The following is a 23,764-nucleotide window of genomic DNA, read 5'->3' as shown; positions in this document are numbered from 1 at the left end:
TATTTCCTCAAACTTTTTTACAATAGTTTATCCTGAAAGGGCTTTTAATAACGTTAGATTAAGTTGATGTTGCTCTTGCTGCCAATTGGAAAGATCATCAGATGATATCATTGGTTGTTTATCTAGTGAACTAAGAAAACGTTTGAACCAATTTGACGATCTCCATATAGAAAGTTCGCCTGTAATATCACTACCAATAAGCCGTGGTTTGATTGATGTGATAGTATCAAGGATATGATAAGTTTGTAATTTACCTTGATCCCAATTGGTATGTACGACTTCCTCACTCAATACATCTTTATCAATTGATAAATAAATCGGCTGTGTACTATGATATTGTTCTGAAAGGAAGCTAGCAATGAGATCAGCTGGTGTAGCAAAATCGCGAAAAGCATGACTTAAACCAATTTTTTTTGCCCAAGCAACATTAACATCTAAGCTCCAATAAGTTAGTTTTTTATGGAAAAGTGGTGACCATCTGTTTTCCCAAAAATGGAAAAGACCAATATCTTGAGATGTAATACCTAATACATGTACATGGCTAACAAAAGGTAAATTTGCCACATAACTAATCCATGAGCCACAATGTATACCGAATAAATAACGCATATTATCAGGATGATTATCGAAAACGACAACTTGGATAGGATTGCTAGCCGAATATTGTTTAGCTAAACGTTCAATCAATAATAATGAAACATGATGAAAATCACCACTTCCCATTAATACCGTTCCATATTTCTCTGGTAGAGATTGTTGTAACACTTTTTCAAAGTGAAAGAATTTTTTTTCAGTACAACCAAAGCGAATGGCATCCTGCCACTCAGTCACATCGATTGTTTTAGCATTATTTATCTCACCTACACTTCTATCGAAATTGAGTATAATAGGACAGGTCATGATACTCTCCCCTTGTCACTTTCAAAGTGACCGATCAATTTGCGTAATATCACACGTAATATTGGATTACGAATATACACTAGATGTTTAGTAAATGTGAATTTAGCACCCAATGATGCTTTTACTTCAGGATCTGTCCAGCCTGCAATATAATAATTAAATCCTTGTTGCAATGCATATTCAAGATTGAAAAACCAGCTTACAAAGTAAAGATTTAGATCGCGTGCTTTTGGATAAACCATGCCAATATATTTATCTATCAGCATATTATTTACTTCAAAGCAGATATTATAACCAATAAATTCTCCATTATTGTGATAAGTAAAAATATGGGCTTTAGCTGCTTTGCTTTGTAGCAACTGAATAAAAAATGATTTAGTTAATAAATCAAAATGTACTTCGCTTTGCTGATAAACATTAAGATAAAGTTGATAATATTCGTCTTGAACTGCTTGATTAAAAAAGCATTCATCCCCACTATGCAAAACATTAATATCTAATTTTTCCCGTGATTTTAATTTTCTTCTAAAATTTTTGCGACGACTATACGAAAAACGAGAAAAAATTTCATTGATATCAATAAAATCAATAGGTAACCAAGCTAGTGCTTGTCCTTCAACTTCAATATATCCTTGTTCTTTCAATGCTGCAATAAGCTGCTTTGAATAGTGATTATCGTGTTCACTCAATAACGGAGATTCTAAAGGAAGATCTTTAACAATCATAAAAGGATATTGTTTAGCATAAGTTATTTTAAGATGTTTAGCTAATTGATTTGCATCAATCTTATCGGTTAATAATGCATATTCCGAGACAGTTGTTCCAACAAAACATGTTTTTGGCTGTAACCAGTGTTGCCATTTTTTATATAAAGGAAGTTTTTGAATCTTATATTTAAAATCATCACTTGCGGTAGTAAGTAAATCAAACTTGGCAGAAAAAATAGGTACACCATCATCACTTAACCAAGCTGAAAAATTCTGTGGCGGATAAGTTAAAAAACTGTCTATTAATTCATTTTTTTCTAACTGATTGATATAATTCATAAATCTAATAAATGATTGGCTGTAAAACGCAACCTGCCAACAAAAGTTGGCAGGAGGAATGAATAAAGTTAAACTATTAAAGTTCTTTCTTTGCGCGGGTGATTAATTGATCAAGTAATTCAATACCTTGATCGATTTCTTGACGAGAAATATGTAATGATGGAGCAAAAGTAATAACATTTTTGTAGTAACCACCAATATCAAGCACTAGGCCCATTTTGGTCCCTTTCCAGTCAAGATCACCTGACATACCGATATCAACCATCTTATCAACTAATGCTTTATTTGCTGTAAAGCCATCTTCAGTACAAATTTCTGCTCGAAGGGCTAAACCTAAACCATCAACTTCACCAATTTCTTTGTGTTTTTTCTCTAAAGTTTTTAAACCTTCAAGGAAATAAGCACCACTATCCATAACCATCTTTTCATAATCTGTTTCAGAGGTCATTTTTAACACTTCAAGACCAACAGCTGTACCAAGAGGATTTGAAGCAAAAGTAGAGTGAGTTGAGCCTACAGGGAATACTTGAGGATTAATTAATTCTTCACGTGCCCATAATCCACCTAATGGATTAAGACCATTAGTTAATGCTTTCGCAAACACAACTACGTCAGGTTTAACATCAAAATGTTCTATTGACCATAATTTACCAGTACGATAGAAGCCCATTTGGATCTCATCAACCACTAATAAAATACCATATTGGTCTAAAACTTTTTTAAGACCTTTAAAGTAATTACGTGGAGGAACAATATAGCCACCCGTTGCTTGTAAAGGTTCAGCATAAAATGCTGCATATTCAGCTTGACCAACTTTTGGATCCCAAACACCGTGGTATTCTGTTTCGAATAAGCGTGCGAATTCAGCTACTAAGTGTTCACCATATTCTTCTGCGGTCATTCCCTTTGGACGACGGAAAGGATATGGAAACGGTACAAACATCGCACGATCACCAAAATGGCCATAACGACGACGATAACGATAGCTTGATGTGATTGAAGATGCACCCAATGTGCGACCATGATACCCACCTTGGAAGGCAAACATTAATGATTTACCGCCCGAAGCATTACGCACCAATTTTAATGAGTCTTCAATACATTGAGAACCACCAACATTAAAATGAACTCGACCTTCATAACCAAAGCGTTTTTCCATACCTTGAGCAATCGTTTTAGCCAATTCAATTTTGGTTGGATGTAAATATTGGCTTGCACATTGTGGCAAGGTATCAATTTGTTTTTTTAGGACATTATTCAAACGTTCATTGGCATAACCAAAATTACATGCAGAATACCACATTTGTAAGTCAAGGAAAGCTTTGCCTTCTTTGTCATACATATAGCTACCTTCACAGCCATCAAAAATTTTTGGCGGTTCAACATAATGTACTGTGTCACCGAAAGAACAATATTTTGCTTCATCTGCTAATAATGTTGCATCATCAGGACGACTATTAATCATTTCTAAACTTGGTTTACTCATAAGTTATCTCACTAATCGATATTCAAACATGATAAAATATGACATTATTATTAAGGAAATTCATTTGTTACAATGTACAATTAATGTATTGATTGTGTGACCATGAATCCAGATGGATAATATTCTATTAGATATAGCATTATTACTTAAATGGATATAAAAAAGATGAAAAAAACACTTTATGCAATTTCTATTTTATCAATAATTACTTTATCAACTATACCTATAGTATCCGCTAACTCAACATCTATCGGATTAGGTATTGGTTGGGGAAATTCTCCCTACAAAAACTATAGTTCAAAATTTTATCCAGTTCCCCATATTGATTATGATAATGGCCTATTTTTTATAGATGATTTATCTGCTGGTATTTATGCTTATAATACAAATAATCAAAGTTTATCTATTGGAGCACGTTACTTATCTAATGAATTTAAACCACATGACTCTGATAATCATCAATTAAGAATTCTTGATAGTCGCCACTCAACCTTATTAGCAGAAATTGAATACTCTATTGATACCAATTTTGGAAGTTTTTCTAGTAGTATAGGGGTTGATGTATTAAATGAAAGTAATAGTTTATTAGCCAATACTGATTATAGTATTCCTTATATGCAAGGTAGCTTAATAATTGTTCCAACCATAGGCATAAACTGGGCAAACAGCAGACATAACGATTATTATTATGGTATTTCTCATAAAGAATCTTCCCGTTCAAATTTACATTACTTTAATGCTGACAGTTCATTCACGCCTTACGCTGAAATAGGAGCACAATATTTATTAACTGATAATATTGCCACATTTGGTAGTGTACATATTGATAAATTAACTGGCGATGCAGCAAACAGTCCAATGGTTGATAATAGTACAATAACATCTATTTATATGGGTATATCTTATAAATTCTAACCTTAGAAATAGGCAAAGTTCAGATCAATAATAAAACTATAGCTGTTTTACAGTTTATAGGCAGTCAATAAAAACTAAACATGCTAAAATCATAACCATAAACACACTTTAGGAACAATAAATACATGCTCTGGTTTAAAAATGCCATTATTTACCAATTGAATAATGATACTTTACTCAACAAAGACGCTATTGAAAAAGCAATTAAATCTCACTTGTTTATACCATGTGGCAACTTAGATACCACAAAAATGGGTTGGGTTTCACCTTATCATGATAATAATCAAAATGATTTTATTGTCGATATGCAAGGACATTTATTATTACGTATGAAAAAAGAAACCAAAATATTACCAGCACAGGTCATTAAACAAACTTTATTAGAAAAAATTGATAAACAAGAGCAAGCTCTAAGTAGGAAACTTACAAAAAACGAGAAAGCTAGCTTGAAAGATGAAGTTATGATTGATTTAATGCCAAGGGCTTTTAGTAAATATAATCATTATTGGATTTGGATTGATACAGAAAATAAACGGATTGTTGTTGATTGTAGCAGTTTTAAACAAGCTGAAGATATTTTAGCAATATTACGTAAAGAACTTGGTGCGTTAGCATTAACACCACTATCAATTGATAAACCGTTTGAACAGATTATGACCACATGGGTTAAAGAAAAGCTTAACTTTTCACCTTTTATATTAGGCGACCAAGCTGAACTTAAAGATCCACTTGAAGGTAACGGAATTATTAGCTGTAAAAATCAAGAAATTACAAGCGATGAAATGCGCGTTCATTTTGATTCTGGAAAATGGATAACTAAAATGAAAATTGTCGATGAAAGGGGCGTTAACTTTATCATCAATTCTGACCTAACTTTTAAACGAATTAAATTTGATTCTATTATACTAGATGAAAACGAAGATATAAGCTCAGAAGAATTCGATAAACGACTTGAAGCTGACTTTCTTATTATGTCAAAAGTGTTATCAAATACAATAAATGGTTTTTCTATGGTGATTAACAAAATATTTTGATAGCATTGTTTAAATTTTTTGAACGCGATATTATTAGATGTAGATTTGCATATAAGATATGCTATAATCAATTAAGATTATGTATAACATAATTAATACAACAATAAGTAATTATTCTTTTATTTAAAGTGAAATTTAAACAAAAGGAAACTAAACATCGTCTATAACAACATTAAAGTTGAGGCAAAAAAATGAAAAAAACAACTCTAGCTCTAGCAATCGCAGTTGCAAGCTTAACAGCTACTGCAGCTAATGCAGCATACGAAGATAACACTTTTTATACAGGTGCTAAATTAGGTTGGTCTGAACTCTACAGATTAGATGCAAATAAAATCCGTGAAAACTCTAACGTTGGTGTTAGCACTTCTGATCGTAGCAATATCGGCGGCGGTGCTTTTCTTGGTTTCCAAGCAAATCCTTATTTAGCATTTGAATTAGGCTATGACTGGTTAGGTTCTGCTAAATATAGTAAAACTGACAATTATCAAGGAAAACGCCGTAATATTGGTCACAGCAAAGTTTCAGCACAAGGTGTGTCTTTAACTGGTAAATTAAGTTATCCAATATCATTTATTTCTGATGACCTTGATATTTATGGTCGTGCAGGTGGAATGGTAACTATTGCTAAATGGAAAAATAGTGGTTTAGTTAAAGAAAGACACGGACACGGTGGTACAAAAACTGATTTATCTCCTGTTTATGCATTAGGTCTTGATTATCGATTTGATGAAGACTTTTCTACCCGTTTAGAATATCAATATGTTCAACATATTCACACTAAATCTAAAGCATCACCAGACGCAGGTTTGTTAACTTTAGGTATAACTTACCGTTTAGGTTCACCAGTTGTAACACCACCAGAAGTTGAAGTTAAAACACAAGAAAACCGTTATGTATTAAACGAAGATGTTTTATTTGCTTATGCGAAATCTGACTTAAAAGCTGAAGGTCGTCAAGCATTAGACAATTTATTAACATCTCTTGTTAAAATTAATCCAACTCAAAGTGCTATCGTTGTAATTGGTCATACAGACCGTATCGGTTCAGATACTTATAATCAAAAACTATCTGAACAACGTGCACATTCAGTAATGAAATACCTAGTGGAAAAAGGTGTTCCAGCTGATTTAATCAGTGCTCGTGGTGTAGGTAAAACACAACCAGTTACAGGTACTAAATGTGATGGACTTCGTGGCGCTAACTTAAAAGCATGTTTAGCACCAGATCGTCGTGTTGAAATTGAAGTTAAAGCACGTAACATTCAAGAAGTTAAAGTTATTGATACAACACATTAATTATTACTTTTACTCAAAAACCCGGTTAAACCGGGTTTTTTTATCTATATAATTTTTATTCATTAAATTATATAGTCGCTTCTATCTATAAATTACCCACAAAAAAGATTATAATTACAAAAGCATTGTTAATAATTAAAATTAAAGGAGTTGCTGTGCCTACCGCTATTTGGCAAGATTGTCTTTCTCAATTACAAGAAGAGCTTCCGACAACTGAATTTAATTTATGGATTCGACCATTGCAAGCGGAAATGGTTGATAACAAACTCTATATTTATGCTCCTAATAGATTTGTTTTAGATTGGGTCAGAAATAAATATTTAACAACAATATCTCAATTACTTAATAAGCATTTTAATAATGATTCTTTAAAATTGCATCTTGAAGTTGGTTCAACCCTTTCGATAGACAAAAAAGTCAAAAATGAACAACCAAAAGCAGAACTAGTTCCTGCTTGGAAAATGACTAAAGAAATTAATAATAATCACAGTTATCATTCTGGTATTAATCATAAACACACATTTAATAGCTTTGTTGAAGGTAAGTCTAATCAACTTGCTGTTGCTGCTGCCAAGCAAGTTGCACAGAATCCAGGAAAGGCTTATAACCCATTGTTTTTATATGGTTCAACTGGATTAGGTAAAACTCATTTATTGCATGCTGTTGGTAATCAAATACTAGAAGAAAAAGATAATGCAAAAGTTGTTTATATGCATTCAGAACGTTTTGTACAAGATATGGTAAAAGCCTTGCAAAATAATGCGATTGAAGAGTTTAAAAACTATTATCGTTCTGTTGATGCATTGCTTATTGATGACATACAATTTTTTGCTAATAAAGAACGTTCTCAAGAAGAATTCTTTCATACTTTTAATTCACTATTAGAGGGTAATCAACAAATTATATTAACCTCAGATCGCTATCCAAAAGAGATAAATGGTGTAGAAGATCGCTTAAAATCACGTTTTGGATGGGGATTAACAATAGCAATAGAGCCGCCAGAACTTGAAACTCGTGTGGCAATACTAATGAAGAAAGCAGAAGAAAATAATATTAAACTACTAGAAGAAGTTGCTTTTTTTATTGCTAAACGTTTACGTTCCAATGTACGTGAATTAGAAGGCGCGCTTAATCGCGTTATTGCGAATGCTAATTTTACTGGTAAATCTATTACTATTGATTTTGTAAAAGATGCTCTAAAAGATTTACTTGCTTTGCAAGAAAAACTTGTAACTATTGAAAATATACAAAAAACAGTTGCTGAATATTATAAGATCAAAGTATCTGATTTGTTATCAAAACGTCGTTCACGATCTGTTGCAAGGCCTCGTCAAGTTGCCATGGCGTTAGCGAAAGAGTTAACGAACAAAAGTCTTCCTGAAATTGGGGATGGATTTGGAGGAAGAGATCACACAACAGTATTACATGCATGCCGTAAAATTGCAGAATTAAAAGAAGAAAACAATGATATTAAAGAAGATTATTCTAATTTAATTCGAACATTATCAACCTAGAAAAAGAATCAACATTATGAAATTTATTATTGATCGCGAAAAACTTATCAAACCATTGCAACTTGTTAGCGCACCACTAAGTAGTCGTCCGACGCTACCAATTTTAGGTAATTTATTATTACAAGTAAGTGATAATGTTTTATCAATGACAAGTACAGATCTCGAAATTGAAATGATTTCTCATTTACCTTTGATCGAGGCAAATGAGCCTGGTGCAACAACGGTTCCCGCGAAAAAATTTCTCGATATTTGCCGTAATTTGCCTAGTAATGCTCAAATTTCAATAACGGTTGACGATAATCGATTAATCATTCAGTCTGGTCGAAGTAAATTTTCTTTAACTACACTACCTGCTAGCGATTTTCCTAATCTTGAAAATTGGCAAAGTGACATTGATCTTTCCGTTCCACAAAAAACCATAAAACGACTTATTGATGCAGTTCAATTCTCAATGGCTAATCAAGATGTAAGATATTATTTAAATGGTATGTTATTTGAAATTGAGGATGGTTTATTAAAATCGGTTGCAACTGATGGTCACCGCTTAGCATTTTGTGCTCAACCCGTTGGACAAAATATCTCTGCTGCTTGTTCGGTAATTCTTCCAAGAAAAGGTGTAATTGAACTTGCTAAACTTGTAGGTGATAATGAGGAGCCGATTAATATCCAAATTGGAAATAATAATTTACGCGTTAATCTTGGTGATTTCACTTTCACATCAAAATTGATTGATGGAAGATTTCCAGACTATAAGCGAGTACTACCTCGTAATCCGGATAAACCTCTAGAAGTATCATGTGATGAATTAAGAAATGCATTATCTCGGGTAGCAATTTTATCTAATGAGAAATTCCGCGGAATAAGATTGTATGTACATAACAATCAAATAAAAATCACAGCAAATAATCCAGAACAAGAAGAAGCTGAAGAATTGATTGATGTTAAATATGAATCAGCAGAACTTGAAATTGGCTTTAATGTAACCTATTTATTAGATATATTAAATACATTAAAATGTGATAGCGTACAGCTTTTATTAACTGATGCGACATCAAGTGTTCAGATTGAAGACATTAATGATCAATCAGCCACTTATGTTGTTATGCCAATGCGTTTATAGTCAAATCCCATTTAGCTTCTGGTAATGACCAGAAGCTTTATTCATTAATATGACAATTTCACAAATCAAAATTCATCATTTTCGTAATATCAATTATGCTGAGTTATCATTATCTCATCATTTCAATTATATTATAGGTGATAACGGCAGTGGTAAAACTAGTCTACTTGAGGCCATTTATATGCTCGGACATGGACGTGCATTTAGACATATTCAATCTAATCGAATTATACAACACGAACAATCAGAATTAGTTTTATTCAGCCAAATTAAATCAATCAATCAGCAAACCCGAACAATTGGTCTAGCAAAAAATCGTAATAATGATAATAAAATAAAAATAGATGGCGATGATGGTTACCGTTTAACAGATTTAGCTAAACTATTGCCGATTCAATTAATTACACCTGAAGGTTTTGATTTACTGACAGGAGGTCCAAAATATCGACGTTCATTTATTGATTGGGGCTGCTTTCATCATTATCCCGAATTTGTTCATCTTTGGAATAATTTAAAACGTTTATTAAAACAACGTAATGCTTTACTAAAACAGTGTGATAACTATAATCAGTTACTACCTTGGGATAAAGAACTTACCCCTATCGCTGAAAAAATAAGCCAGATTAGAGCGAATTATTCTCAAAATATTTTCCCTGAGATTATTCATACTTGCCAAGATTTTCTACCTGAATATCAAATTAATTGTCAATTTTATCAAGGTTGGGAACATAGTATTGAATATTCCGAAATATTACGTAAACAATATGAAAGAGACAAATTCATTAATTACACTTCGCTTGGCCCTCATAAAGCAGATATTCGATTACGTGTCGATAATATTCCTATTGAAGATCTTTTGTCTCGAGGTCAATTGAAATTATTAATGTGCGCGTTACGCCTTTCTCAAGGTGAGTACTATTCAAAACAAAACTCACAACCTTGTGTTTATTTGATTGATGATTTTGCTTCTGAATTGGATAACACCAAACGAGAATTACTGGCAAAGCGTTTAAAATTAGCTAATTCGCAAGTATTTATTACCGCAGTTAGTCAAGATCAGATTACCCATATGATCAATGAAAATGATAAGATTTTTCACATAAAATCTGGTATAATTTCCTAGAAATACAGAACGATATAACCAACCAAATAAGTCGAGAAATTCATGTCTAATTCTTACGATTCTTCTAGTATTAAAGTACTCAAAGGGCTTGATGCTGTCCGAAAACGTCCAGGGATGTATATTGGTGATACGGATGATGGAACAGGGCTTCACCATATGGTTTTTGAAGTAGTCGATAATGCCATAGACGAAGCATTAGCTGGTTATTGCCACCATATTGAGGTGACTATTCATCCTGATAACTCTGTTTCTGTGCGAGATGACGGTCGAGGTATTCCAACAGGTATCCATGAAGAAGAAGGGATTTCAGCAGCTGAAGTTATCATGACCGTATTGCATGCTGGTGGTAAATTTGATGATAATTCTTATAAAGTTTCTGGTGGTTTACATGGTGTAGGTGTTTCGGTTGTTAATGCCTTATCAGACAAATTAGAATTAATTATTTATCGCGATGGGAAGATTCATCGCCAAATTTATAACCTTGGTGTACCACAAGAACCACTTAAAGTTATTGGTGAAACTACAGAATCAGGTACCTATGTTCGTTTTTGGCCAAGCCCTGAAACTTTTACCAATATTGAGTTTATCTACGAAATTTTAGCTAAACGTCTTCGAGAGTTATCATTTTTAAACTCTGGTGTATCGATAAGACTACTCGATGAACGCACTGGTAAAAGTGAACATTATCATTATGAAGGTGGGATTAAGGCATTTGTCGAATACTTAAACAAAAATAAAAATCCTATTCATCCTAAAATTTTCTATTTTAGTACTGAAAAAGACGGTATTGGTGTTGAAATAGCATTACAGTGGAACGATGGATATCAAGAAAATATCTATTGTTTTACTAATAATATTCCACAAAGAGATGGGGGTACCCACTTAGCTGGTTTTCGAGGTGCCATGACTAGAACGCTTAACAATTATATGGAAGCGGAAGGATACAGTAAAAAAGCAAAAATCAGCGCGACGGGCGATGATGCCCGTGAAGGGTTAATTGCAGTGGTATCAGTAAAAGTTCCAGATCCTAAATTTTCATCACAAACTAAAGATAAATTGGTTTCGTCAGAAGTTAAATCAGCGGTAGAATCTGTAATGGGTGAAAAGTTGGCTGAATACTTATTAGAAAACCCATCAGATGCTAAAATTGTTGTTGGTAAAATCATTGATGCAGCAAGAGCACGTGAAGCTGCGCGTAAAGCACGTGAAATGACTCGTCGTAAAGGCGCCTTAGATTTAGGTGGATTACCTGGTAAACTGGCTGATTGCCAAGAAAAAGATCCTGCCCTTTCTGAACTCTACTTAGTGGAAGGGGATTCTGCTGGTGGCTCGGCTAAACAAGGTCGTAACCGTAAGAATCAAGCAATTTTACCGCTTAAGGGTAAAATTCTAAATGTTGAAAAAGCGCGTTTTGATAAAATGTTGTCTTCCCAAGAAGTAGCAACATTAATTACTGCTCTAGGCTGTGGAATTGGTCGTGACGAATATAATCCTGATAAAATGCGTTATCATAGTATTATCATCATGACCGATGCCGACGTCGATGGTTCGCACATTCGTACCTTACTATTAACGTTCTTTTATCGTCAAATGCCTGAAATTATTGAACGTGGTTATGTTTACATTGCGCAACCACCTTTATATAAAGTAAAAAAAGGCAAACAAGAACAATATATTAAAGATGATGATGCAATGACTCAATTTCAAATCGCTTTAGCTCTTGAAGATGCATCATTACATGTTAATGATCATGCACCAGCTTTAGCTGGAGAAGCATTGGAAAAGCTTATTGCTGAATATCAAAAAGTCGAGAAGTTAATTACTAAAATGGAACGACGATATCCTAAAGCGCTGCTTTCTGAAATGGTTTATCATCAAGTATTAGATGAAAATATACTAAAAAACCAACAACAAGCGGAAAATTGGGCAAAAACTATTGTAGAAAAATTATCAAGTAAAGAACAACATGGCAGTAGCTATGGTTATTCGGCCCCTTTTAATGAAAAAACACAATTATATGTACCAATTATAAAAGTAAGAACACATGGCGTTGATACTAATTATGCATTAGACCAAGTCTTTATTCATAGTAATGAATATCGCAATATCTGCCACTTAGGATCGCAATTAAAAGATCTACTTGAAGAAAGTGCATTTATTCAACGAGGTGAACGTAAACAGCCTGTTAATTCTTTTGAAGAAGCCGTTGATTGGCTAATTCGCGAATCTCGTCGAGGACTCACTATTCAGCGCTATAAAGGTCTTGGAGAAATGAACCCTGAACAACTATGGGAAACAACCATGGATCCAACTAGTCGCCGTATGTTACAAGTGACGATCAAAGATGCTATAGAGGCTGATCAACTGTTCACCACATTAATGGGTGATGAAGTTGAACCTCGCCGATTGTTTATTGAAGAAAATGCATTAAAGGCAGCTAATTTAGATTTTTAAAATTGTTTTTTCAATAAAAAATAACTAAAAAAACCAGACAACTGTCTGGTTTTTTATAACAATTAATATTATTGTTTATCCTTTTATTCAATCTATTTAATCAGTTAAATAAAAGAATTTATTGACACACAGGCCTATCTACCTTTAGATCAGAAACAGCTTTATTCATCTGTTTAATCATATCTTTTGGACTCTGAGCTATATAAACTTTTCCACCAGTCATATTAGCAACACAATCAATTTTATGTTCACCTGCAATATCAACAATATTAATTTTTAACTTTGGTTTTTTTGTAGCAATATAATTTGCTAAAGTACAAATATTGTTCTTAGAGCAGTTATCTTCGCCATCACTAATGATCAAAATATAATCTTCACGTTTAACACCATCAAGCATGCTACTTGCTTTCTCTAAACCACTATAAAGTGGCGTTCCTCCACCTCCAACAGCGGATGGATTAAGTCTATTTATGTTATTTTTTAAAATACTACGGCTGGAATAATCATAAAATTGTGTAGCATTTGCTGCAGGACAATGATTTAAAGTTACAAGCGAAATGCCAATATTAGGTTGTATTTTATCAATACTTGATAAAGCTACCTTTTTACTTGCCGACAAACGGCTTGGTAAACGAGTCATCTTGTTATAATATTTAATTTTATCTTGTTCTGACATATAACTTGGATAACCGTAACTTAAATATTGAAAGAATTGCTCTACTTCGGATGGCGGTTCAGCTAACGTTGCAGTCATGGATAAAGAATTATCAAACACAATAATCATTTTTGATGGATTAGGATTATTTTTTATTTCTTCTTTAGTAATACAATTTGGAGGATTTTTGACTTTTGGCACCGGTTTAGGCGCAACTTTTATCTTGATATCTTGTTTTTTATCTTCAATTGGTGACTTTGCTGGTTCTAATTTTTCAACGGATTTAGGTTCTTCTTTAGAAGGTTCAACAATTGGCTCAGGTACTGGTTTCTTTACCAATACAGGCGGAATAATAGTAATTTGAGGTATCGTTTCTACTCTTTCCTCCTTGTTAAATGGATAAAAAAAGAACAGCAAGGCACCTAATGTAGCTAATAATAATAATAAACCTAACAATAAAATATTCCACCATCTCCAGAAAGATTTTCGAGAAATGACTGGTTCTGTAATGACAGGCTTAGGTAAAACAGGTTCATCAAGACTATAAATTATCACGGGTTCATCATTGATAACAAAAATCTCATTAGCTAAACTTTTGATTCGAGGTAACCATGATGTAATTAACTTTTGCTGTTCTTCATCCAATATAATTGTCTTGATAGATGTCTCAAGATCATTTATTCGTACTTGTAATGTTTCTGTTATCTTTTGTTTAACTGAATCATCTGCAATACTATTAACTGGGATAGGTTGACCTTCAAGGTTTGTGTACCAAGCTAAATATTGATTATTATCTATTAGTTTAGGTATCGCAAAAATTGAAAAAGTCCGTTCGGTCAAATAAGGTTTTAGTAACGATAGTATTAAATTATATTGATCTAATAAAATGAGTTTTGAGGGATTATTGTCATCGACTTTAACTCGAGTTATACGTTGCATTGTTAACCGACGTCCTTATTTCTAATTACTTTCAGACTATCATACAAATCTGTGTGAAGCCGTTTTATATCATTATTTTATAATTAAATTCTACATGAGATAATTTTTAGCTTAATATCATTCACAGATAGGTTTAGTAATATTCAAGTCAGAAACAGCTTTATTCATTTGATTAACAATTTCTGTCGGATTTTGTGCAATATAAACTTTACCGCCTGTACTTTTCGCTACACAGTCAATTTTATGTTGTCCTGCAATATCAACAATGTTAATTTTTAAACGAGGCTGTTTAGCTGCAATTTTACTAGCTAATGAACAAATATTACTTTTAGAACAACTATCTTCACCATCACTAATAATTAAAATATAATCATCGCGATTTACACCATTAAGCATTTTACTTGCTTGCTGTACACCACTGTATAATGGTGTAGCACTATTATATTCTAATGGATTAAGCTTATTAATCTTATTTTTTAGTTTTCCACGGCTGGCATAATCATAAAACGAAGTCGTTTGTGCAACAGGGCAACTGGTTAATGTAACCAAAGCTATATTAATATCTTGTTGTATTTTATCAATAGTCGACAATGCAACTTTTTTACTACTTGATAAACGATTCGGTAACCTTGTCATTCTAGCTTCATAAGCATCTGCTTCTTTTTGTGTCAGCATACTGAAATCAGTTGCTAAATACTTAGCAATAGCTGATTTTGACTCCATCAACGTTATTGTCATTGAAGACGAATTATCAAATATCATCACCATTTTCGATGCGTTATCATTTTTTATCACATCTTCTTTAGGAATACAGTTTCTAGCAACGGGTACTGGTTCAGGTACTGGTTCAGGTACTGGTACTGGTTCAGGTACTGGTACTGGTTTCTTAACCAATACTGGAGGTATAATAGTTAATTTAGGTACATCCTCTACCTTTTTTTCTTTATTAAAAGGATAAAAATAGTATAACAAATATCCTAATCCGGCAAATAATAAGACTAAGATCAAAAAATGCCACCATCGCCAAAAAGTTTTCACCGGTATAGCTGAAGGTGCAACAACAGGAGGTGGTAAGATAGGGTCTTCAAACGTATTAATAATCACTGGTTCACCATTAATAATATAGATTTGATTACCTAAACTTTTAATTCTTGGCAACCAAGATGAAACCAACGCTTGTTGTTCATCACTCAATTGTAAAGATTTAATGGTTAATTCAATGTCACTAATACGTGTTTGTAATTTTTCTGATATTTGCTTTTTTAATACTTCATCAGTAACACTATTTAGAAAAATAGGTTGGCCTTGAAGGTCTGTATACCAACCCAAATACTGATTGTCATCAATTAATCTGGGTGTAGCTAAAATTGAAAAGGTTCGTTCAGTTAAATGTGGTTTTAATAACATTAACAGAGAATTATATTGATCTAATAAAGACATTTTTTGAAAATCATTATGATCAACCTTAATCCTTATTATTCGTTGCATTTGTTATTAATTCCTTACATTTAACGTTTCTTATCAATATTTAATTAAGCATCAGTATGTTTATATATTCAATGCTTTTTGTAATTTTTGAAGTTTCATATTTAATTTATCGAGTTCAACTTGCTTTTCAATTTCTGACTTATTTGATTGATTAACTTGCTTAAATTGTTGTTGAATGTCATTAAGTTGTTCTTGTAAATCATCACGATCTTTAGACTTTTCTTTAATTTCATTAGTTAATTTCATTAAGTCTTGTTTAAGCTTGTTTTGCTGAGCTTGTTTTTGCTTAATACTTAAAGTTGTATCATTTTTTTGTTTTTCTATGTTGGCATAAATTTCTTTAAACTGCTGGTTAGCTTTTTGCTCATTTTCAAGAATACGCTTCTTCTGATCAATACGTGTTTGGTAATTACCAGAATAGTTACAGCTTATTTTATCCATAATACCTAAATTAGTATTTCTTGGATCACATTGTTCTGGAGTTGTTGAACAACCTACGAGTGAAACTAAAGACAAAAGTGAAATAATAGATATTTTTTTCATAATTAACTGACCTTCACAGCTGAACGTTGTTGAGTAACTAAATTAATTTGTTTTTCAAGTGCTGAAATTTGTTTATGTAATTCACCTATTTCTTTATCTAATCTTGTTACATTTACACCTGATTGTTGTTCTTGAACAGAAAGATTAACCCAATCGTTTTCAACTTTTTTAATTCGATTTAATTTATCATTCAGATAAGCAATATTTGCATCAATTTGAGTTAAATTTTTCTTAACTTGCTTTTTATTCACATTCTCATTTTTTATTTGTTCATTTAATGCATGAAGTGTAGCTAAATTTTTATCCAAAACATTCTTTGCATTTTGTGTGATTGATTGAACTTCGAGTGTATTTTGTTGAAGATCTTGAATATAAGCATCAATACGCATCTCAGCATTTGCATATTCTGCGCGTTTAGTATCCAAGTAATAATTTCCTCCCATCATTACACCACAACCAACAGCTGCTGAAGCAAGGCATGTGCCAGCTTTTTCACCTAACAACAAACAACCAACCCCCATAATTCCAACACCTACAGCACAAGCTTGCCAAGCAGATTTACTAAAAAATTGAGCTGTAGAACCTTTAGTTAGAGCAGGGTCAACATTTCTAGTACTTGCACCACCAGATGAGGATTGGCAACCAGTTAATACAAGCGATACGCATAAAGCTAATGTTCCTATTATTTTGTTCATTATTTCTTTCCTTTTATCTCATCACAAGACTGTAACCAAGTTGTTCTATCAACCTTTCCTGACACAATATATTGATTAATGTGGTTTAAATAAAGTTTTAGATAATCATTCATATTGGCTTTACCACTGTTTTCCAAAATAAATTTTGTGGGTTGAGCTTGCTCATTAATGACATTTTTTTCGTAATTTGATGCTGTAGTAACGATAGTATCGGCATAATATTTTAAAATAAAGTCTCTTGCATTTTTTGATTCATTGAGCACCTGTTTTAAATTATTAAGCTTAACTTTTGAACACATATTATCATCAGGCAATGTTTCTGTTTCGTCTGGATCGCAAATTTCATTAGTCATGGTATTATACAAATGATTATTGTATTCAAATTTGCTGTTTAAATCTGAAACATTAGCACACAAAAACGCACCTAATTGTAATGCTGACTGTATAGAACGGTTTCGTTGTTCATCTCTAGCTTGGTTTGCACTACGTAACAACGTATTTAATTTGTTTAATTCTTTTTTTGTATTCTCATCCTCGACTCGTTTAGTAATTTTCTCAAGTTCATTAACAACGTTACCATTTGCTGAACTTGTTGTTTCATTTCCAAGTTCATTCCATTGTTTATCTAAAACTTTAACTGCATCGCTCGAATTCATGACTGAGGTTGTGTAAACCAAACGAAAACCGACATCCAGGCTCTTGTAAGCACCTTTATCATCATAATAAGGTTTTTCAGTACGAAATGCTGCAGTTATTGACGATTCAGGGGTTAAATAACTGCCACCACGGACAATCATTCCGCCCTCTTGACCATGATAACGATCTAACTTGTTCATACGAAAAGAGTCAAACATCATTTCATTTGCATTACCCAAAATATCATAGATATCTAGCGGATTGGGCTGTAATCGACCTATAAGTTGTAGTTTACCATTAGCAGATTTTGCTCCAGAAAACCATGCATAATTTTCTAAATTGGCAGCCATTGGAAAGTGATTTTCACGAAATTCAGATTCGGTTACTTTTGTACCTCCTCGTGCTGCATATTCCCATTCAGTATTATTAGGTAAGCGAAAATACCCTTGTGGAATTGTGTTTAATTTATTTTTTGTCTGATTTTCAATTAACCATCTATTATATTTATCAGTAAATGCAATAGCATCAAACCAACTAATATTTGTCATTGGAAATATAAGTGAAATTTTTGCCGAAGGGCAAGTATCATTCATCACAGCTTGATATTGCAATGCTGTTACTTCATACTTACCTATCAGATAATATCGTTCTTTACCGTTATCTGAAAAACTACCTGAAATATAATTTGGAGTTGCATATTCAGCAAAACCAAGCTCTTTTTGATTGCTACCCAAAATAACTTTGATATCATCTAGTGGCTTATTCGTAGGTGTATAAACTTTCTTCATCACCATGCTGCCGTCACATGGCATAGGAAAAATAACATCATCATCCGATGGTTTAGGATTATAAAAATTAGTATCCCATGGCTCAGCATAGCTGATAGAAGGAGATAAACTCATGCCTATAGATATTAATACACAAAAAATATTTTTTTTAGTATTAAACTTCTCGTAAACTTTCAGCTGGCTGGATTTTAATGGCACGTTGACCTCCTATAACTACAACAATACACGCAATAAGCATGGTCAGCATAAATGCAACAACTAGATGATAAAATTGTAATCGACTTACAATAGGTTGTGAAATTAAATTTTTACCTAAAACACTATTAAACGCATGATTTCCTAATAAAAATAGAATAATAGATACAAAAAATGCCAAGCAACACAATATTACAGCTTGGTTAATTAAATAAAGCATAATATTTTTTGATTGAAATCCAAGCAAACACATAAAAGCAATATCTTTACGCTTACGTTCAATGTTAGATAAAAATGAACCCGTAAATGATAAAATACAACCAAAACCAGCAGTAATAGCAATTACACTAAAAATAAAACTAAATACCCGATCAATTGCTTTTATATTCTCAATTGCATTAGATTGAGTACGTGTTTCAATATGCTTTTCTCGTAATTTAAAAGATAGTGGAGCAACATTATCTAGCGAATTAGCATAAATACGAGCTCGAGCAAACAAAGTATGATTTGGTGGATTAAGTTTCCCGGCATCTGTTGCAAAAAGGTTACTTTGATAACCATCATAAAAATTTTCCATAGCAATCAATAAATTTAACGAAACAAAAGCAGCTGTTCGGCTATAACGATTCTCAGGAATAATGCCAATAACTTCTAATTCAGTTACACCTTTTTCGAATTTACCATCAAGTTGTCTTGTAATAATTAGTTTTATCCGGCTACCAACATTAACTTGCATCTTTTCCGCAGATAAAGTACTTAGTAATACTTTTTTTTCATTATCAATGTTAGGTAAATCGTTTGTAAGTGGATCTCCACTAGCCGTTGGTATGATCTCAGCGTTACCTACAAAATGGTTTGAATCTTTCATTAAATCGGCCTGGGTATTAAGTGAACGAGTTAATGGGATGACAAAAGCGGTTTCTGGTTGCTTACTTATCCAATCAAACATTGCGTCATCAAGATGTAAATTTCCTACAATTTTCACTTCCAAATTTTGTGGATCATTAAGTAGTTGCTGACGAAGCTGTGAAACTACCCCATACTTTAAGCTAAATAATAATAATAATGGAGTAATAACCGATATAACTGATGCAATGATACAAAATGAAACTTTTTTGTCATACCATAAATCGGCAAATGACAAACGAATAATGAGTAACCATTTAGATATCACTTTAGCCATTTTTTACTGCCTATCATGTAATGGAAGAAATTCTGATGAATGTGAAGATACTAACTTAGCAGATAAAGTGAATAAACCTTTAGTAGAAATACGTTGCCAATCATGAGTAACTATTATAGTTGCAATATTATCTTGTTTTGCCTGTTCAATAATTAAATCAAAAAGTAAATTTGCATTATAAGGATCGAGAGCAGAGGTTGGTTCATCTGCAAGTAGTAATGCTGGTTTATGGATAATTGAACGAATAAAAGAGGCTCGTTGGCGCTCACCAATCGATAATTGTTTAGGATATTTATTTAGCAAATGAGAAATGCCTAGTTTATCTATCAAATATTCTAACCGTGAATTATCAACATTTTTTTGTAATAATTTAATTGGCAATAAAATATTATCATATATCTTCAAAAAAGGCAGTAAACCACCAGTTTGCAACATAAATCCTAAATATTGAGCACGTATATTGGCTAATTGATTTATATCATTGTTATTAATCAATTTAGCAATATCAAGATCGTTATTGTCTAAAAAAAGTTTATAGCCATCTATATTATCTGGTTTGAGAATCATGCCAATCATCTCAAGGAGGGTACTTTTACCAGATCCGCTATCTCCTTGAATAACAACAATATCACCTTCTTTTAAGATCAATTCAGGTAAACAGACTCTAAAAAAAGATTTACCTGTTGATCGAGATATTTCAAGTTGTTTTATTACTAACATCTGCTTTACGGTAACATTTCTAATGGAATAGGATAAACATTATCTCTAGGATCACTTCCTTCGGCTAATGAAATCCAACGATCAACATCAGCATTACATTTTTGATAATAACGAACTTTACTATTTAAATTTCGAATAAATTTTTCTTGCTCTAAACCACTCATACTTTTCCAAGTATCTTGATCAAGACCTGTGACATCACTTTTATATGGAATATTATCCAAATATTCACCTAATAAACCTAAATCGGCGATTTTAGTCACTGAATCTGATTTTAATTTATTTGGATCTTGTCCCATAGCCGCAGCAACAGAACGTAACTGCGAAAACATATCATCAGCAGAAATTAACCCATCATTAGCCGCATTAGCTATTTTACTGACAATATCACTTAAATCACTTAATTGAGATTTAGTTAACAAAATACGAGGTTCGGCTGTCGGTATCGTTGGTTTAACAAAATCCTTATCAGCAATCCATCCTTTAAAAACCGAAGGAGCTTTTGTACCATTAGTATCACCTAAATAAGCAAGTTGCATCGCCTTACTTAATAACAATGCATCTTTTAGCATATTAGAACTGTCATCTTTAGCGTTAATTGCATTACCAACTGATGCTTCGCCTTTATATGCTAGTTTAACTTGTTCAGACAGAGTTTTAGCTAATAAGTCCACTTTCCGACCAAATTCATTCACATCACCGGCATTAACGGGATAATAAAGTGATTTATGAATATAATCGTTATAAGTTAGATCTGAATACTGCGTTGCAGCGACTTGATGATCTTTTTCACCACTTGGTGTTTTTAAATGTAGTGCATAAATAGCAACACCTTTATGTTGAGCTTCAAGTCTTAACTGTGCTGCATCCATTCCAGTACTAGAAAGTTTATCATCGCCAGGAATGGCGCTTGCATCAGTGATCAAAATCATATAACGTGCGCCAAAGCTATTCCAATTGATATCATTTAATGCTTTGGCAATACCAGCATAAGAATCTTCAGCAAAATAAGCAGTAGAAACAGTCGCTTGTTTGAGCGATGAACTTAACTGTATAAAATCTTCTCTATTTTGTACTTTGTTAGGATCAACAAAAATCTTTGTTAAAAATTCTAACTTGTCCGAAGTTTGTAAACTTGAACGGAATGAGACAAGACCAAATTTTACTTGCTCTTGTAGATGTTCTTTTTCTATATGTCGATAAACTTGTTCAACCGCTTCTTTAGTTCTTGAAATATAAGGATCCATTGAAATAGTCGAATCTATAACAAATACTATCGCAGCTTTGAATGGTGCTACTTGATTGATGTCATCATCAGAACCTTGTACATTAGATTGAGCGTTATTATTTTTTACCAAATCATCTTGCTTACTCACTGAAGCCACTTCTAGAATGCGCTCATAAAATCCTTTACCATTCATTACCTCTTCACCTTGTAAAATAGGTAATAAATAAAAATTTGTTTTAAAATCAACATACTCTTTTGGCTCTTGAGCAACAATTTCAGGGACTGATTTATTGTTTTTAAGTGCTTCCCTAATAGGTTTTAACAAAGTTTCAGGTTGATTTGCATCAACAAGAGTCGTAAGTGAGGCTTTATCTTTAAAAAATAAGAGAGAATCACGATCAACAGGGTTAGTAAAGACTAATGTCATTTGCATATTCCAAGCAATAGCACATGCATTATTAATCCAACCTATCGTTTTTCCATAAGAATCTGGACCAACACTAAGCCATTGTTGATTGTTATCCGTTTTACGCTCATAAACATAATAACGAGAAAAGGCAGGCACTGATTGACCAGTAGAATCCTTAATATCTTTTTTTAATTCACAAGTTGGAGTACTAAGAACTCGCTGGTAAAGTGTTGTTTTACCCTCTTGCTTTAATGGTTCTATAGCCGAACTAACCAAAGGTAAACAAGTAAAACTAAATCCGATAATTAATGTTGAAATTACTTTTCTTTTCATACTTGCACCTTATTATTTTTGCAATTCAGCTAGACGCTCTTTAGCCAAGGCGTTATTAGGATCATTATTTAATGTAGTTTCATACCAATAAATCGCCGTTTGCTTATCCACTTTAAAGCACGAGTTGTTATGATAAAATTTTTCATCATATTCTTTGGCATAAAGTAAGGCAATTTTAGCATTTAATAAGGATTGATTCGCATATAACCGCTGAGCAATATTACATTTATTCGCTTGTTTTGCTTGATTGATTATCTCAATTAACACATCAGTATTCGGTTTTGACTGTAAACATTGTTGAATAAAGGTTAAATCATCACTTGTTACATTAGCGACATTACACTGACTATTGCCTTGTATTGAAGTATCTGAAGAACTTTTATCTTGAGAAAATAAGAAATACCATGCTAATGCACCAAGCCCACTTAAAATCAGTATTATTATAAAAATTAGGATAAATATCCTCAATTTACTTTTTGACTTAGTCGGTTCTGGAGTAGAGATGACTTCTTGTGTAGTTACTGGTTCTGGTGTGACTTCTATTTCAACCTCAGGCTCTGTCATTGCTTGATTTTCTTCTTCAACAGTTGGCAATTCAGATTGAGGATCTAAAGATTCGATAGTATCTGATTGAACTAAATTCGAATTGACTTCATTTATCTCAATCGTATTTTGTTCAATAACCTGTGGTTGCTCTGTTTGAGTATTCAAAGCAGAGGATGGAAATACTGTCTCACCAATATTAACTACTCCGCTATCCGTATAACTTTCATTTTGTTCATCACGAATTTGGATAAGAAATCTGACACTGTTTTCTTGAGATAATAAAGAATCAACTAGCCATTCATCAACATATCCAATTAATTGCTCATTATCTACTGACATATTATTCAATGAATGCCAATTTTTTTCTGGTCCCCATAGATTAAGACCGGATAAATAATAATTATCTTGGTTACGTTGAATCAATATATCAATATCAGCACTACCATTCCATTTTTGTGCCAAAAATCTAGCAATACCTGGTTTATACCCTTCTAATTCAATTCTTAGTGCCATGATATC

Annotated in this window: 19 protein-coding genes; 7 read left to right on the top strand and 12 right to left on the bottom strand. The window is 32.7% G+C overall.

Annotated features, from left to right (window positions below; genetic code table 11):
* Positions 1-27: 27 nt before the first annotated feature.
* The 3 genes from GAPWK_RS01195 to GAPWK_RS01185 all read right to left on the bottom strand — a co-directional run bounded on the left by GAPWK_RS01195 (position 28) and on the right by GAPWK_RS01185 (position 3,432).
* Positions 28-900, bottom strand: a complete 873-nt coding sequence (locus tag GAPWK_RS01195; RefSeq protein WP_025314475.1) for an arginase family protein — start codon at positions 898-900, stop codon at positions 28-30.
* Positions 897-1,946: a GNAT family N-acetyltransferase gene (locus tag GAPWK_RS01190; RefSeq protein ID WP_038517003.1), complete on the bottom strand. Its 1,050-nt coding sequence runs from the start codon at positions 1,944-1,946 to the stop codon at positions 897-899. The genes GAPWK_RS01195 and GAPWK_RS01190 overlap by 4 nt, the downstream gene beginning before the upstream one ends.
* Before the next feature lie 76 nt (positions 1,947-2,022).
* Entirely contained in the window at positions 2,023-3,432 is a 1,410-nt protein-coding gene (locus GAPWK_RS01185) for an aspartate aminotransferase family protein (protein WP_086287696.1), read from the bottom strand.
* A 165-nt stretch (positions 3,433-3,597) separates the two neighbouring features.
* Between GAPWK_RS01185 and GAPWK_RS01180 the strand changes: the two genes are divergently transcribed.
* The 7 genes from GAPWK_RS01180 to gyrB all read left to right on the top strand — a co-directional run bounded on the left by GAPWK_RS01180 (position 3,598) and on the right by gyrB (position 12,887).
* A complete protein-coding gene (locus tag GAPWK_RS01180; protein WP_025314473.1) occupies positions 3,598-4,347 on the top strand; it encodes a MipA/OmpV family protein in 750 nt (249 codons plus the stop codon).
* 125 nt (positions 4,348-4,472) lie between these two features.
* Entirely contained in the window at positions 4,473-5,381 is a 909-nt protein-coding gene (locus GAPWK_RS01175; protein ID WP_025314472.1) for a recombination-associated protein RdgC, read from the top strand.
* Between the two features lie 191 nt (positions 5,382-5,572).
* Positions 5,573-6,676 (top strand): porin OmpA, encoded by a 1,104-nt coding sequence (gene ompA / locus GAPWK_RS01170; protein ID WP_025314471.1) that lies wholly within the window; start codon positions 5,573-5,575, stop codon positions 6,674-6,676.
* A 155-nt stretch (positions 6,677-6,831) separates the two neighbouring features.
* Positions 6,832-8,190, top strand: a complete 1,359-nt coding sequence (dnaA, locus tag GAPWK_RS01165) for a chromosomal replication initiator protein DnaA (protein WP_025314470.1) — start codon at positions 6,832-6,834, stop codon at positions 8,188-8,190.
* 16 nt (positions 8,191-8,206) lie between these two features.
* Complete coding sequence (dnaN, locus tag GAPWK_RS01160) at positions 8,207-9,310, top strand: DNA polymerase III subunit beta (RefSeq protein WP_025314469.1); 1,104 nt, start codon at positions 8,207-8,209, stop codon at positions 9,308-9,310.
* A gap of 49 nt (positions 9,311-9,359) precedes the next feature.
* Positions 9,360-10,433 carry a DNA replication/repair protein RecF gene (gene recF / locus GAPWK_RS01155; RefSeq protein WP_038517000.1) on the top strand — a complete coding sequence of 358 codons (1,074 nt, stop codon included), beginning with the start codon at positions 9,360-9,362 and terminating at the stop codon, positions 10,431-10,433.
* Between the two features lie 42 nt (positions 10,434-10,475).
* Entirely contained in the window at positions 10,476-12,887 is a 2,412-nt protein-coding gene (gene gyrB / locus GAPWK_RS01150) for a DNA topoisomerase (ATP-hydrolyzing) subunit B (protein ID WP_025314468.1), read from the top strand.
* A 118-nt stretch (positions 12,888-13,005) separates the two neighbouring features.
* On the opposite strand, the gene GAPWK_RS01145 is transcribed toward gyrB, so the two are convergent.
* The 9 genes from GAPWK_RS01145 to GAPWK_RS01105 all read right to left on the bottom strand — a co-directional run bounded on the left by GAPWK_RS01145 (position 13,006) and on the right by GAPWK_RS01105 (position 23,758).
* Positions 13,006-14,481, bottom strand: coding sequence for a hypothetical protein (locus GAPWK_RS01145; protein WP_025314467.1), 1,476 nt, complete (start codon positions 14,479-14,481; stop codon positions 13,006-13,008).
* Positions 14,482-14,598: 117 nt separating this feature from the next.
* The gene (locus GAPWK_RS01140; RefSeq protein WP_025314466.1) at positions 14,599-15,969 is read right to left on the bottom strand and encodes a vWA domain-containing protein; all 1,371 of its coding nucleotides are present in this window, start codon (positions 15,967-15,969) and stop codon (positions 14,599-14,601) included.
* A 60-nt stretch (positions 15,970-16,029) separates the two neighbouring features.
* Positions 16,030-16,512 (bottom strand): hypothetical protein, encoded by a 483-nt coding sequence (locus GAPWK_RS01135; RefSeq protein ID WP_025314465.1) that lies wholly within the window; start codon positions 16,510-16,512, stop codon positions 16,030-16,032.
* A 2-nt stretch (positions 16,513-16,514) separates the two neighbouring features.
* Positions 16,515-17,207: a hypothetical protein gene (locus GAPWK_RS01130; RefSeq protein ID WP_025314464.1), complete on the bottom strand. Its 693-nt coding sequence runs from the start codon at positions 17,205-17,207 to the stop codon at positions 16,515-16,517.
* Complete coding sequence (locus GAPWK_RS01125) at positions 17,207-18,745, bottom strand: SUMF1/EgtB/PvdO family nonheme iron enzyme (protein WP_080692522.1); 1,539 nt, start codon at positions 18,743-18,745, stop codon at positions 17,207-17,209. Before GAPWK_RS01125 ends, GAPWK_RS01130 begins: the two co-directional genes overlap by 1 nt.
* Before the next feature lie 40 nt (positions 18,746-18,785).
* Positions 18,786-20,009, bottom strand: coding sequence for an ABC transporter permease (locus GAPWK_RS01120; RefSeq protein WP_025314462.1), 1,224 nt, complete (start codon positions 20,007-20,009; stop codon positions 18,786-18,788).
* 3 nt (positions 20,010-20,012) lie between these two features.
* Positions 20,013-20,729, bottom strand: a complete 717-nt coding sequence (locus GAPWK_RS01115) for an ABC transporter ATP-binding protein (RefSeq protein ID WP_025314461.1) — start codon at positions 20,727-20,729, stop codon at positions 20,013-20,015.
* Positions 20,730-20,734: 5 nt separating this feature from the next.
* On the bottom strand, positions 20,735-22,699 hold the full coding sequence (locus tag GAPWK_RS01110) for a vWA domain-containing protein (RefSeq protein ID WP_025314460.1): 1,965 nt from the start codon (positions 22,697-22,699) through the stop codon (positions 20,735-20,737).
* Positions 22,700-22,711: 12 nt separating this feature from the next.
* The gene (locus GAPWK_RS01105) at positions 22,712-23,758 is read right to left on the bottom strand and encodes a hypothetical protein (RefSeq protein ID WP_025314459.1); all 1,047 of its coding nucleotides are present in this window, start codon (positions 23,756-23,758) and stop codon (positions 22,712-22,714) included.
* Positions 23,759-23,764: the final 6 nt, after the last annotated feature.

Origin of the sequence: Gilliamella apicola, assembly GCF_000599985.1 — a bacterium.
Lineage (GTDB): Bacteria > Pseudomonadota > Gammaproteobacteria > Enterobacterales > Orbaceae > Gilliamella > Gilliamella apicola.
This window is presented reverse-complemented; position numbering and strand designations above follow the sequence as displayed.